This window comes from bacterium, assembly GCA_035419245.1.
In the GTDB taxonomy this organism is placed as follows: Bacteria; Zhuqueibacterota; Zhuqueibacteria; order Residuimicrobiales; family Residuimicrobiaceae; genus JAKPUX01.
In genome coordinates this window covers 1-9,421 of sequence record DAOLSP010000034.1, presented here as the reverse complement: position 1 = coordinate 9,421, position 9,421 = coordinate 1, and the positions used below count along the sequence as shown (strand labels likewise).

Below are 9,421 nucleotides of genomic sequence, written 5' to 3'. Positions count from 1 at the left end.
CCGGCTAACCCGTCAATCAACCGGACGGCTTTCAGCCGCCGGTTATTTCTGCGTTGGTCGGCAGCATTGGTCGCCAGTGGGTATTGCCCTGCGGCGTGGCTACGCAGCCCATGCAGCGCAATACCCGACCCACGGTATTTTTGTGGCTGGCATTGCAGGTCTGACAGGTTTTCATGGTTGAGTACCAATCCCATGCGCCCGCTCAATGGCCCGTGCAAACGCTTCGGCATCTGTCGGGTGGTTGTGCAGCACGCTACCTGCTACCTCCACCTCAAGCGCCCTGATCTGCTTGCTCGTCAGCGGCTCGCGGTTGTTACCGTGGTCGGCCATCACAGACTGAGCCAGCGCCTCGCCACGCGTAGCCGCCGCTTTCAGGTCGGCAATCGCATAAATCGTCTGCTCCGGGTCGCCGCATCCGTCGTCGCCGATCCCGAGCGCCTTGTCAATCGCAGCCAGCGTACGCACTGCCTGTTCAAACATGCTTTTGTATTCGCTCATCAGATGTCCTGCCCGCAGTGGGTGCGCTGCGATTCGTCCCGCTCAGTTTCTTGCTGTCGCAGCTTTTGGTATTCGGGCAGCAGGTATGCCGCGTTTTCGCTGTGCATCACCCACACAATCAGTTTGTGCAAGTCCAGCGGCAGTTCAGGCGCTTCCATGTCAATGCTGCTTCCGCCAACTTTGGCGCGGTATCTGGCATTTGCAGTTTTCATCGTCGTCTTCCTATCCGGGCGCTGACGCCCAACAAATCATTCAACCCGGACTGGCCGAAAAGCCGGCCAGCCGGTTAATTCAGGCGTTGGCAGGCAAAAGCATGTCGCCCTGCACCGCCGTATCGCCAGCGCCGACTTTTGCGTCCTCAAACAGCCGTGGCTGTGCGTAGGCTTGCTCTATTCGGCGGCAGGCTATGTCAAAGTATTTGCGTTCGCGCTCGATACCGACGAACTGCAAACCCATCCTGGCGCATGCCACTCCGGTTGTCCCGCTGCCCATGAACGGGTCGCAAACCGTCCGTGCATCAGGAGCGAAGCTCAGGCACCATTCCATTAATGGCACAGGCTTTTGTGTTGGGTGTTCCTTGCCGTGTTCCTTGTTGCAATACTGAAAGTGCCGCAGGGCGCGGTCTAGGTTCGTCCAGGCCAGCTCGCCGTCCGAGAAGTCGCCGCCCATCAGCTTGTTCCAGTACAGCCAACCCTTTGAGGCCGGCAGCAAGTCGGCAAAGTAGTTGCCGCCCCAAATCACGACCGCGTCTGCCTTCTCCTGCATCAACCCGAATAGCCAGCTTGGCGGGCGCTCGCCATCCCACCCCATGCGCTCAAGCACGCGGTGGCCGCCGCCCTTGCGGTCGCGGAACCTGCCGCCATCCTCGCCAATGCCATAGGGCGGGTCCGTCAGCAGTAGGTCATGCTTCGGCAGCAGCGGCAGCACTTCGCGGCAGTCTCCGTGCCACAGTTCGCAATTCCCGATTGTCACTTTCTCAGCCATCATCACTCCGTAGTTACGTTTTGCCTGCCAACCCGTCGCTCAAGCGGGACGCGCCGCGATAAAGCCGCGTCGCGCCCCTTAGCTATGCGTTAGTCGTCTGGTTTTCAGTGTCTCTAAACTCACCACAAACGTGGTCACGCAGCGTCATGATGTGGCCGGCACCGAGCGGAAGGCTAGAGCCTGTCACGCCGAGCATTGCAACGCGCTCAGAGCCAGACACAGGCGCAGTTCTGATGCACTCACCGGCCACCGAGTTGTACCACCGCCACCAGTCACAACCGGCGCAGCATGGCCCGTGTTGTTTGTAAAACGCATCAACAATGGCCTGCTTTCTCGCCAGCATGTCTAACTCTCCGTTGCAGGCGAAGCGGAACATGCCGCCGTGCCTTGGTTTAACGTCTGTGAGCCGCTCGCCTGAACTACGGCGTTAAGTGCCTTTCATCGCTGTGTCGAAATCAACAACTGCAGCGCCCTTAAAGCCTTTCGGGGGTTCCTCGAACGTAAGGTGCAGCGCGTTCTCTTTTAGCGGCATGCAAAACATCCAGTCATCAACCACCGTTTCGCATTGGTACTTTTCTGCGAGCTTTTGAACATTCCGCGTTTTCCCGCAAGCCTGCGGGCCATGAATGATTACTGTGTCTGTCATTTCCAATCTCCGTGCCGTGGCACTTAACCAGTCAATTAAGGCGCGACCTCGCTGACGCTCGGCCGCTTATTTCTATCGTTAGCGCCCACAAAGTTGAGCGTCATTACTGAACCAATTGCTGATCTTGATCGCCATGCGTCTGGCGTCATCGCTCAAAGGCTCTCCTGTGCAGTCCGTGAAGCGCGCCAAATCCCACAGCGCCTCGGCTTCCTCAAGCGTTTCGCACACAATCGATATTGGGCTAAATGTGGTTTCCTGCTGCATCATTTTCATTCTTCGCTTCTCCTGTGTTCGCTAACCCGTCGCTCAACCCCGTTCGCTTTGCTCACTGGACTCGGTCAAGCTGTGCTTGCCATCGCCGGTTAGCTTTGCGTTATCCGCTACCAGAAATCTTATGACCATCTGCAACGACGAACCCGGATGGATCAACATACACGTGCCCGCCATCAATAAGCTCACCGTTCACCCTGATCGTGCGCGGACCTCTGACATACACGCCATGCGCAACTAGGTAGGCATCAACAGCCACCGCCACTTCGTCTCCGGTAAGCTCAATATCTACCCCCGGTCCATATTCTGTCTTGCCGCTGCCATGCTTAATGTTCATGGCGTCTCCTCAAAATTTTCACATCTAAAAATCACTATGCTATGTGATTTGGCTGGTGAGCCCCACCAAAAACCCGAACATGCCCCTGCCCGACCAGGTAGTTTTTATAAACCGCGACCATCACGTTCCAGGCTTCTTTGGCCACGGCGTCGCCAGCGTCGATGATGTTGCCCTGGTCGTCGATGATGGCGATCCGGGCCGGGCGGCCATCGCGGGTGGTGACGGCGAAGGGTTCGAAGCAGCGGGCGCTCATGATGCTGTTGGCCAGCGTGCCGGTTTGCTGTTGTCCGGCGATCATGCGGCCTCCTTGATGCCCATGCGTTCGAGCTCGATGTTGATCATTTCGGTGTTGGCCGCATCGGTCAGGTCGCTGCGTTTGAACTTGATCAGCCGGTCTTCGCAGCGCTTGAGCAGGGCCAGCGCCTCGTGCACTTCCTTTGCTTCGAGCAGGATGCCGGCATCGAGTTTTTTGCTGATGCGCCGGATTGGCGTCAGGTCGAAGTCGGGCATCAGGCGCTCGATCAGGGCGACGAAGCCATTGGCGGCATGGTCGATTCGGGCAAAGTCGTTGTCGGCGTGGTTAATCCGCGTTATGGCATAGCCGCGGTAGGAATCGACCTCACCGGAGAGCATCTCGACGAAGGCCTTGCGGATCGGTGCCAGCCATGCCCGCGCCTGGGCCCGGGTCGGTGGCTTGTGTTTGCCGGCCTTGAATTGATCGCAGACGGCACGGTGGCGGCGTTGGATGCGGTTCATTTCGCTGCTCCCGCCTTCGCCTGCCGTTTGATTTCCCGCTCGAGCAGCTTGATGATGGTCACCCGCGGGCCGGCGCTGGTGCGCTCGTCGCAGAGCGAGGCTTCCAGCCGCTCGCGGTCGAACGGCCGGCCGTTGGTGTTGGCGCAGCGGATGGTCGAGTCGAGATCCTGGGCGCTGGTGTTGTTGAGGAGGTAGGACATGTTCAGCCGCCCATCTTGTGACGGGTGATGGTGGCGCCGTTGCCGAGCTGGGTGACGGTCTTGCTGCCGGCGCCGGTCAGGGTCGTGGTGGTGTTGCCGGGCAGGGCCGGCGGCGTGGGTTTGATCTGACCCGGAATAAAACCGGTGCCGCTGCCGTTGGTGATACGCATGTGGTCGATTTCGACTTTTACCGTGTTGACGATGCACTGGGCCACGTCGGTAACCGCCCGGGCGCGTTCGATGTCCATCGGGTTTTTCTTGTCGCGCAGGGCAGCCAGCGTCTCGAACAGGGTGCTGCGCAGGTCGTCTATGGTCTGGCTCATTTGGATTTTCCTTGCCGTTTGTTGATCTGGCGCTTGATGGCGCCCTGCAGTTGATAGAGCGAGGCGATTTCCGGGCCGTAGTTGTGCACGCTGTTTCGGCGCATGTTGTCGGCGCGGCTGATCAGCTCGAGGTTGTCGAGGTCGAAATTCATTTTGTCGCCGTCCTTGAAGGTGACGACATGGTTGTGCGGGATGTCTCGGCCAGCAGCTCGCCAGACAAGGTGATGGACCAGCACGAAATCACGGCGGGTGACGCCGGTGTCGGTCATCTTGCGTTCAAGGTAGCCGTCGGTTCTCAGGCGCTCGGTGCCGATCGGCGCCCAATTGACGGCGACCTGGCCTGGCTTGAAGCGGGTTTCGACCGAGCGGCCGCCCGGGCTGTAGTGCTGGCCCTTGTTCCAGGGCTCTTCGCCGGCCTTGAACTGGCTGCGCCGCCCGCCGTGATTGGGGTCGGCCATGGCCTTTTCGGTCATATCGGAGATGGCCTCTTTCGTCTTGCGCAGCCCGATGGCCCAGGCTTTGGCGAGCACCATGGTGCGGCTACGGCCAAGGCGGGCGCCGATGTCGGCCGAGCGCATCCAGGGGTAGAGTTCGCGCAGGATGGCGATCTCTTCCGGCGTCCAGTATTGGGGGGAGCGGCCGGTTTTCACAGCTGCGGATCCCGTAAGAGCAGGTCGAGACGCGCTAGCGCATTCCAGGCCGCGTGTGCGGCATGGAGCAGCCCGGTATCCGGGTCGAATTCCTCGCCGGTGGCCTCGCGCAACAGGTGGCGCAGCATGGCATCCGTGTAGCGCTGCTCGCCATTCGACACATCAACCCAGCCGTTGTCGGTGTATTTGTTGGCGCCATAGGTGCCAACCCGGCCCACCTCTTGCAGCGCCCGCGAAAATCCGAATATCACCAGCCCCAGCCGATTTTTTCCGGCGTCCAGCTTCGCCCCGGGCTGGTTTGGTGCCAGGCCAGTGGGGTCGGTTTCGATCTTCATCATTCTGTTTCCTCCGAAAATCCTGCCATCGGCAGGTGCATGACCATCAGTTCCGAGCTGCAGGCGCGGTGCATCGGGGTGATGGCCGGTTGGTCATGGGGTAGGGTCAGGTAACGGGCGCAGTCGTCGGCCCGGTGGCAGGTGTCTCCCTGGTAGAGTCCGGCCCCCAGGCAGCGTTGCCATTCGGGCGGGATGGGCAGGCTGGGCGGTTGCTGTTTCATTGCCCGCCGCTCCGGTGAAAATTCTCGATCTGCTGATGCAGGGCGGCGATGGTTGATGACTTTTCGTCGAGCAGTTCTTCGAGCAGGCCGATGTAGGCATGGGCCCGGCGCAAATCCCAGCGCAGGGCAGCCGTCTCGACAGAGCACAGCGCCGCCGGCGAATCATCCGGCTTTGCTGGCTCGATATCGGCCGCGCCCTTGCCCGAGAAACGACTTGCAAGGGAGGTGGCGCAATGCGCGGCGGCCGGGGTTATATCCCCACTCCCGGCTTGGGTTGTCGCAAATGGGGTCATTTGATGAGCACGATGTAGGTGATGGTGGCGCCGGCCAGGCTGCACAGCGAGCAGGCGATGGCAAAGACCAGCCCGGCCATGCGGTGCTCGGCTTCTTCGCGCTCCTGGCGCATGAGGTTGGTGAGCGAGTCGGACATGATCAAGCCATCGACCAGGTACGCCGCTGGCCAACCGGCAGCGTCGCGTTGTACTCGCCACGCAGGCGGGTACGCTCGGCGCGGGTGACATGGCGGGCAATCTCCATGCGGCCCAGCGTCAGCGGACAGCGCACCATCTGCATGGCCTTGGTGGTTCCTTCTATCTGGATATCCAGGGCGAAAATAGCCAGCCACAGACCGGCGCGGCGGATGAGGTTGAGGAGGCGGTTCATGCGGCCTCCGCGTCGAATATGCCGTTTGTTTTGTTGGCGTAAGCCCGGTATTCTTCAGCGGCTTCCGGCATGGCGGCCGAAGCAAACTCGAGGAATTTGGCCGCTGTCATTGATGGCTGAACATCAACCAGCTTACTCAATGCACTGATCATCCAGTAGGCCGCGTCGCTTGATTCGCCGGCTACCTGAATGAGCAGTTGATTCGCGAGTGATTTTGCAGTCTTCGATGCCGCTACCGCATGTTCGGACGCGTGTCTTGCCTCTGTGGCTGCCAACCCGGCCATGCAGTCAAGCCGCGCAACTTCTCGGCGGTCGACCGCCACTATCGCGCCAATTCGCTCGTTGCAATAGGGTTTTCTGGCGCACCACGCGGCAAATTCTTCATAGCTCCGGAAGACGTATTGCTTGCAACCCTTGCTGGGTCGGTAGGCAATGATCAGAAGTTCCGGGGCGGTTGTTGTTTGGGTCGTTGTCATGCGGCCTCCTTGAGTACGGCTTCCGGCTCCATGTACATATGGAGCGGCACATCGAAACCCTGCAGCGTGATGATCGACGTGACGTCGCTTCCCGGGTTGTGCGGACCTTCTGAAACCACAGTCAGGCCCATGGAGCGAAGCGATTTCCTGACCTGGTCGTGGTTGTCAAGAACCAGCACGCGGACATTGGTTTCGCCGCATCCATGGACGGTTATGCAGCCCGCCGCCGGCCGCATATATTCTCGTTCGCCGACGGCGGCGCATATTTCAGCGGCCAGCGCTTCGGCCTCGGCAATGCGGCCACGGGCAGCGATCAGGCCTTTTTGCTTGCGCGCCGCTTCTTCTTTGATCTCGATCATGTTTTTTTCGAACAGGTTCATGGTCAGTCCCTCCGGTTATTGAGACGCATGTTGAAAACCGCGCAGCCGGTCCAGATGAGCAGCAGGGCGGATGGTTTGCCGATGCTGCCCGGGCCGTAGGCGGCGAGCAGGGAGCCAGCGACGACGTAGATCGTCGGCAGCCATTCGTAAATTCGGGTGGGTAGCCAGTTCATGTCAGGCCACCGTGGTCAGGCGCTGTACGAAGCGGCGCAGGGTTTCGGGGCTGGTCCGGCTGCCGAGATAGACCGGGCGGTCTGGCGTCTTGCGGTAAACGCGGAATTCGCCGTTTTTCTCGCAAACCATGCAACCGCCCAATCGGGCGATGCGGCGCGATTCGATGAGTAGGGGGTGCTGGGTTTGGGCTGACATATCAACGCTCCGTGGATTGGTGCGTTCATAATTCCACGTATGGTGGAGTACGTCAACAACAAAATCCACGATTGGTGAATTATTTTTTGATCAGCGGGCGGCCCGGCAGGCGCGACGTTCTTCGATGTCTTTTTTCAGGGCGTCGGCAACGGTTTGCCACTGCATGTTGGCCGGGGTGTCCGGCCCGCCGCTGCAGAGGGGTTCGATGTGGTCAATGATCCAGCCCGGGCAGGGCAGGCTGGGTTGCGCGGTGGCCGGGCAGGGGTGGCTGCGGGCGAAGGCGTGGCGGGCGGCATTGCTTCGATGGGGCGGCGTGGCACAGCCGGCGAGCAGGGCGATTATTACCAGGATGACGACCGGGCGCATGCCGATCAGTCGTCGGCGTGGTCTTTTTGGGCGGCGGCGATGGCTTCGTCGCGGTCGTTGTAGCGGTACTTGCCATAGATGTATTGTCCGGCTTCGCGGCGGATGCCGTATCGGGCGACGAGCTGCTCGGGGGTTTCCGGTGGAAGACTGGGGAGAGGATCGAGATCAACGCCGCAGTGTTTACAGCGCGTGGCCTCGGCATAGATGTCTTCGGCGCACGAGGGGCAGCGCCTGAGCTTTCGGCGTGGCGCTGCCGGTGTATTGGCCTGGGCTGATGGAGTCGACCGTAGATCGCGCATCAGCGCGAGGAGAATCACGGCCAGCAAGGGTGAGATGAGCAGGGCCAGGAGCAGCCATCCGGCCCCATTTCGGCCGCGCTGATGGGCGAAGAACGCGACGGCGATTGAGAGTACGGCCCAGACAATAGCGTAGTCCATGAAATATTACCTTCTGAATATATCCCATTGGCAATACTAATACGGATGGCGAACTGCGGCCAGTCAATGTGTTCAGGCGGCTCTTTCGTCTTTTTGACTATCGCCGATTATGTAATCGCATTCAGCCTCCGCAACGCGATGCAGGGCCTGCTTGCCGCGCTCATCGAGCAGCTTGTACTTGGCAACCAGTGACTGCAGCCGCGGATCTCCCGGGTCATCGTCGATGGTGAGGAGGTAGCCGGCCGAAGTTTTCAGGGCAGCGGCCAGGCGCTTGGCTTCATCAACGGAAATCATGCGCAGGCCTTTTTCCCAGTTCGACAAGCGGGTGTTGGTCAGGCCGGGCACGCGGTCGCAGACCTCGCGCTGGGTCAGGTCGAGGGCTTTTCGAATGGCGGCAATGCGCCGCCCGGATTCTTCTCGGGTGTCCATGATTCAACGGTAATTCGCACCGTGGAGTAGCGCTATCAACCATTCGTGTACAAAATGCTTGCACAAATCCACATGATGTGGATAAATGGCGGCATGGACAAAATTTCCACGTTTCCGGAATACATCGCCGCCATCGGCATCGATGTCTTCGCCCTGCGCTACGGCGTCAAGCCGCGCACCGTTTCGAGCTGGCGCTATGGCGAGCGCACCCCGCGTCCAGATCAGGCCCGCGAACTGGTTATTAAATCGGGCGGCGATCTGACCATGGACATGATCTATCAGCCAGCGGCGGGAAGCCCAGAGCATTTCGAGGCGGCCTGATATGGCTATCGCCAGCTTGTCATCAATTGTTTTCACGTCGTCTACACAGTCGGTAAGGGAACTGCCGGCTGTTTTCCCGGGGCTGTTCCGCCCGGGCTTTTTATTCAGTCGTTGTCTGTCCGGTCTGCGTTCGGTGTGTTGCCGAGCCCAGCCTATTTTTTTTGGCCGTTTTGGTCTGTCCGCGGCTGTCCGTGATTCACGGACATGGGAGTCATCATGCAACTGAGCCTGCACCACGAAACCATCAACGACGCCCTGCGCGACGTGATCATCGCCGCCGGCGGTAACAAGGCAGTCGGTGCCCGGCTGTTCCCCGACTTGCCGGTCGAGCATGCCGCCGGTAAGGTCCGCGACTGCCTCAACCACGACCGCCGCGAGCGCTTCACGCCCGACCAGGTGTGCTACATCCTGCGCCTGGGTCATGAGGTCGGCTGCCATGCCGCCATGTCCTACCTGGCCCACTCGTCAGGCTACGCCAGCCCCGTCCCGGTCGAACCCGAGGACGAGGTGGCCAGGCTACAGCGTGAGTTCGTCGAGGCCAGCAAGCAGCTCATGCTCATGGCCTCACGCATCGATACCCTGCAGGCGAAGCAGACCATCCGCTCCGTCGCCTGACCAGCCCATGCCCACGCCCCGTCCCCCATTGGCAATAGAGGCCGCGATCACGCCGGCTTCGTCGATTTTTGAGGCTGTGCACCAACACGGTGCAATCCGGTGTTGCGGGTCCTCCCCAGCCATCCCTTGCGCGGGTAATTCGCAC

The 9,421-nt window shown here is 60.4% G+C and carries 26 protein-coding genes; 2 read left to right on the top strand and 24 right to left on the bottom strand.

The window, feature by feature from the left end:
• The 24 genes from PLH32_17920 to PLH32_17805 all read right to left on the bottom strand — a co-directional run.
• Positions 1-194 (bottom strand): hypothetical protein (locus PLH32_17920; GenBank protein ID HQJ66488.1); only part of this gene is annotated, 194 nt, incomplete at its 3' end.
• A complete protein-coding gene (locus PLH32_17915; protein ID HQJ66487.1) occupies positions 172-498 on the bottom strand; it encodes a hypothetical protein in 327 nt (108 codons plus the stop codon). The genes PLH32_17920 and PLH32_17915, both read right to left, overlap by 23 nt.
• A complete protein-coding gene (locus PLH32_17910; GenBank protein HQJ66486.1) occupies positions 498-710 on the bottom strand; it encodes a hypothetical protein in 213 nt (70 codons plus the stop codon). The genes PLH32_17915 and PLH32_17910 overlap by 1 nt, the downstream gene beginning before the upstream one ends.
• A gap of 79 nt (positions 711-789) precedes the next feature.
• Positions 790-1,482 (bottom strand): site-specific DNA-methyltransferase, encoded by a 693-nt coding sequence (locus PLH32_17905; protein ID HQJ66485.1) that lies wholly within the window; start codon positions 1,480-1,482, stop codon positions 790-792.
• Between the two features lie 427 nt (positions 1,483-1,909).
• Entirely contained in the window at positions 1,910-2,128 is a 219-nt protein-coding gene (locus tag PLH32_17900; GenBank protein ID HQJ66484.1) for a hypothetical protein, read from the bottom strand.
• Between the two features lie 78 nt (positions 2,129-2,206).
• Entirely contained in the window at positions 2,207-2,401 is a 195-nt protein-coding gene (locus PLH32_17895; protein HQJ66483.1) for a hypothetical protein, read from the bottom strand.
• 100 nt (positions 2,402-2,501) lie between these two features.
• Positions 2,502-2,735 carry a hypothetical protein gene (locus PLH32_17890; GenBank protein HQJ66482.1) on the bottom strand — a complete coding sequence of 78 codons (234 nt, stop codon included), beginning with the start codon at positions 2,733-2,735 and terminating at the stop codon, positions 2,502-2,504.
• Positions 2,736-2,769: 34 nt separating this feature from the next.
• Positions 2,770-3,033, bottom strand: coding sequence for a hypothetical protein (locus PLH32_17885; GenBank protein ID HQJ66481.1), 264 nt, complete (start codon positions 3,031-3,033; stop codon positions 2,770-2,772).
• Positions 3,030-3,491 (bottom strand): hypothetical protein, encoded by a 462-nt coding sequence (locus PLH32_17880; GenBank protein ID HQJ66480.1) that lies wholly within the window; start codon positions 3,489-3,491, stop codon positions 3,030-3,032. Before PLH32_17880 ends, PLH32_17885 begins: the two co-directional genes overlap by 4 nt.
• Complete coding sequence (locus PLH32_17875) at positions 3,488-3,691, bottom strand: hypothetical protein (protein HQJ66479.1); 204 nt, start codon at positions 3,689-3,691, stop codon at positions 3,488-3,490. The genes PLH32_17880 and PLH32_17875 overlap by 4 nt, the downstream gene beginning before the upstream one ends.
• A 2-nt stretch (positions 3,692-3,693) precedes the next feature.
• Positions 3,694-4,014: a hypothetical protein gene (locus PLH32_17870; protein ID HQJ66478.1), complete on the bottom strand. Its 321-nt coding sequence runs from the start codon at positions 4,012-4,014 to the stop codon at positions 3,694-3,696.
• Positions 4,011-4,664, bottom strand: a complete 654-nt coding sequence (locus tag PLH32_17865) for an HNH endonuclease signature motif containing protein (GenBank protein HQJ66477.1) — start codon at positions 4,662-4,664, stop codon at positions 4,011-4,013. The genes PLH32_17870 and PLH32_17865 overlap by 4 nt, the downstream gene beginning before the upstream one ends.
• Positions 4,661-5,002, bottom strand: coding sequence for a DUF5664 domain-containing protein (locus tag PLH32_17860; protein HQJ66476.1), 342 nt, complete (start codon positions 5,000-5,002; stop codon positions 4,661-4,663). Before PLH32_17860 ends, PLH32_17865 begins: the two co-directional genes overlap by 4 nt.
• Entirely contained in the window at positions 4,999-5,220 is a 222-nt protein-coding gene (locus tag PLH32_17855; protein HQJ66475.1) for a hypothetical protein, read from the bottom strand. The genes PLH32_17860 and PLH32_17855 overlap by 4 nt, the downstream gene beginning before the upstream one ends.
• Positions 5,217-5,513, bottom strand: a complete 297-nt coding sequence (locus tag PLH32_17850; protein HQJ66474.1) for a hypothetical protein — start codon at positions 5,511-5,513, stop codon at positions 5,217-5,219. Before PLH32_17850 ends, PLH32_17855 begins: the two co-directional genes overlap by 4 nt.
• The gene (locus tag PLH32_17845; GenBank protein HQJ66473.1) at positions 5,510-5,650 is read right to left on the bottom strand and encodes a hypothetical protein; all 141 of its coding nucleotides are present in this window, start codon (positions 5,648-5,650) and stop codon (positions 5,510-5,512) included. Before PLH32_17845 ends, PLH32_17850 begins: the two co-directional genes overlap by 4 nt.
• A gap of 2 nt (positions 5,651-5,652) precedes the next feature.
• The gene (locus tag PLH32_17840; protein HQJ66472.1) at positions 5,653-5,883 is read right to left on the bottom strand and encodes a hypothetical protein; all 231 of its coding nucleotides are present in this window, start codon (positions 5,881-5,883) and stop codon (positions 5,653-5,655) included.
• The gene (locus PLH32_17835; protein HQJ66471.1) at positions 5,880-6,359 is read right to left on the bottom strand and encodes a hypothetical protein; all 480 of its coding nucleotides are present in this window, start codon (positions 6,357-6,359) and stop codon (positions 5,880-5,882) included. The genes PLH32_17840 and PLH32_17835 overlap by 4 nt, the downstream gene beginning before the upstream one ends.
• Positions 6,356-6,739, bottom strand: a complete 384-nt coding sequence (locus PLH32_17830) for a hypothetical protein (GenBank protein ID HQJ66470.1) — start codon at positions 6,737-6,739, stop codon at positions 6,356-6,358. Before PLH32_17830 ends, PLH32_17835 begins: the two co-directional genes overlap by 4 nt.
• Before the next feature lie 2 nt (positions 6,740-6,741).
• Positions 6,742-6,912, bottom strand: coding sequence for a hypothetical protein (locus PLH32_17825; GenBank protein HQJ66469.1), 171 nt, complete (start codon positions 6,910-6,912; stop codon positions 6,742-6,744).
• A 1-nt stretch (position 6,913) separates the two neighbouring features.
• Positions 6,914-7,108: a hypothetical protein gene (locus PLH32_17820; protein ID HQJ66468.1), complete on the bottom strand. Its 195-nt coding sequence runs from the start codon at positions 7,106-7,108 to the stop codon at positions 6,914-6,916.
• Positions 7,109-7,198: 90 nt separating this feature from the next.
• On the bottom strand, positions 7,199-7,474 hold the full coding sequence (locus PLH32_17815) for an HNH endonuclease signature motif containing protein (protein ID HQJ66467.1): 276 nt from the start codon (positions 7,472-7,474) through the stop codon (positions 7,199-7,201).
• Between the two features lie 5 nt (positions 7,475-7,479).
• On the bottom strand, positions 7,480-7,911 hold the full coding sequence (locus tag PLH32_17810; protein ID HQJ66466.1) for a hypothetical protein: 432 nt from the start codon (positions 7,909-7,911) through the stop codon (positions 7,480-7,482).
• Between the two features lie 72 nt (positions 7,912-7,983).
• Positions 7,984-8,340, bottom strand: coding sequence for a helix-turn-helix transcriptional regulator (locus PLH32_17805; protein ID HQJ66465.1), 357 nt, complete (start codon positions 8,338-8,340; stop codon positions 7,984-7,986).
• Positions 8,341-8,433: 93 nt separating this feature from the next.
• Between PLH32_17805 and PLH32_17800 the strand changes: the two genes are divergently transcribed.
• Positions 8,434-8,661, top strand: a complete 228-nt coding sequence (locus tag PLH32_17800; GenBank protein HQJ66464.1) for a hypothetical protein — start codon at positions 8,434-8,436, stop codon at positions 8,659-8,661.
• 216 nt (positions 8,662-8,877) lie between these two features.
• The gene (locus PLH32_17795; protein ID HQJ66463.1) at positions 8,878-9,276 is read left to right on the top strand and encodes a hypothetical protein; all 399 of its coding nucleotides are present in this window, start codon (positions 8,878-8,880) and stop codon (positions 9,274-9,276) included.
• Positions 9,277-9,421: the final 145 nt, after the last annotated feature.

Coding starts and splice junctions, on each gene's coding strand:
- PLH32_17805 (HQJ66465.1), bottom strand. CDS start 8,340: ATGGACACCCGAGAAGAATCCGGGCGGCGCATTGCCGCCATTCGAAAA.
- PLH32_17910 (HQJ66486.1), bottom strand. CDS start 710: ATGAAAACTGCAAATGCCAGATACCGCGCCAAAGTTGGCGGAAGCAGC.
- PLH32_17845 (HQJ66473.1), bottom strand. CDS start 5,650: ATGTCCGACTCGCTCACCAACCTCATGCGCCAGGAGCGCGAAGAAGCC.
- PLH32_17840 (HQJ66472.1), bottom strand. CDS start 5,883: ATGAACCGCCTCCTCAACCTCATCCGCCGCGCCGGTCTGTGGCTGGCT.
- PLH32_17830 (HQJ66470.1), bottom strand. CDS start 6,739: ATGAACCTGTTCGAAAAAAACATGATCGAGATCAAAGAAGAAGCGGCG.
- PLH32_17850 (HQJ66474.1), bottom strand. CDS start 5,513: ATGACCCCATTTGCGACAACCCAAGCCGGGAGTGGGGATATAACCCCG.
- PLH32_17905 (HQJ66485.1), bottom strand. CDS start 1,482: ATGGCTGAGAAAGTGACAATCGGGAATTGCGAACTGTGGCACGGAGAC.
- PLH32_17895 (HQJ66483.1), bottom strand. CDS start 2,401: ATGAAAATGATGCAGCAGGAAACCACATTTAGCCCAATATCGATTGTG.
- PLH32_17835 (HQJ66471.1), bottom strand. CDS start 6,359: ATGACAACGACCCAAACAACAACCGCCCCGGAACTTCTGATCATTGCC.
- PLH32_17800 (HQJ66464.1), top strand. CDS start 8,434: ATGGACAAAATTTCCACGTTTCCGGAATACATCGCCGCCATCGGCATC.
- PLH32_17855 (HQJ66475.1), bottom strand. CDS start 5,220: ATGAAACAGCAACCGCCCAGCCTGCCCATCCCGCCCGAATGGCAACGC.
- PLH32_17795 (HQJ66463.1), top strand. CDS start 8,878: ATGCAACTGAGCCTGCACCACGAAACCATCAACGACGCCCTGCGCGAC.
- PLH32_17890 (HQJ66482.1), bottom strand. CDS start 2,735: ATGAACATTAAGCATGGCAGCGGCAAGACAGAATATGGACCGGGGGTA.
- PLH32_17885 (HQJ66481.1), bottom strand. CDS start 3,033: ATGATCGCCGGACAACAGCAAACCGGCACGCTGGCCAACAGCATCATG.
- PLH32_17825 (HQJ66469.1), bottom strand. CDS start 6,912: ATGAACTGGCTACCCACCCGAATTTACGAATGGCTGCCGACGATCTAC.
- PLH32_17900 (HQJ66484.1), bottom strand. CDS start 2,128: ATGACAGACACAGTAATCATTCATGGCCCGCAGGCTTGCGGGAAAACG.
- PLH32_17870 (HQJ66478.1), bottom strand. CDS start 4,014: ATGAGCCAGACCATAGACGACCTGCGCAGCACCCTGTTCGAGACGCTG.
- PLH32_17875 (HQJ66479.1), bottom strand. CDS start 3,691: ATGTCCTACCTCCTCAACAACACCAGCGCCCAGGATCTCGACTCGACC.
- PLH32_17810 (HQJ66466.1), bottom strand. CDS start 7,911: ATGGACTACGCTATTGTCTGGGCCGTACTCTCAATCGCCGTCGCGTTC.
- PLH32_17860 (HQJ66476.1), bottom strand. CDS start 5,002: ATGATGAAGATCGAAACCGACCCCACTGGCCTGGCACCAAACCAGCCC.
- PLH32_17915 (HQJ66487.1), bottom strand. CDS start 498: ATGAGCGAATACAAAAGCATGTTTGAACAGGCAGTGCGTACGCTGGCT.
- PLH32_17880 (HQJ66480.1), bottom strand. CDS start 3,491: ATGAACCGCATCCAACGCCGCCACCGTGCCGTCTGCGATCAATTCAAG.
- PLH32_17815 (HQJ66467.1), bottom strand. CDS start 7,474: ATGCGCCCGGTCGTCATCCTGGTAATAATCGCCCTGCTCGCCGGCTGT.
- PLH32_17820 (HQJ66468.1), bottom strand. CDS start 7,108: ATGTCAGCCCAAACCCAGCACCCCCTACTCATCGAATCGCGCCGCATC.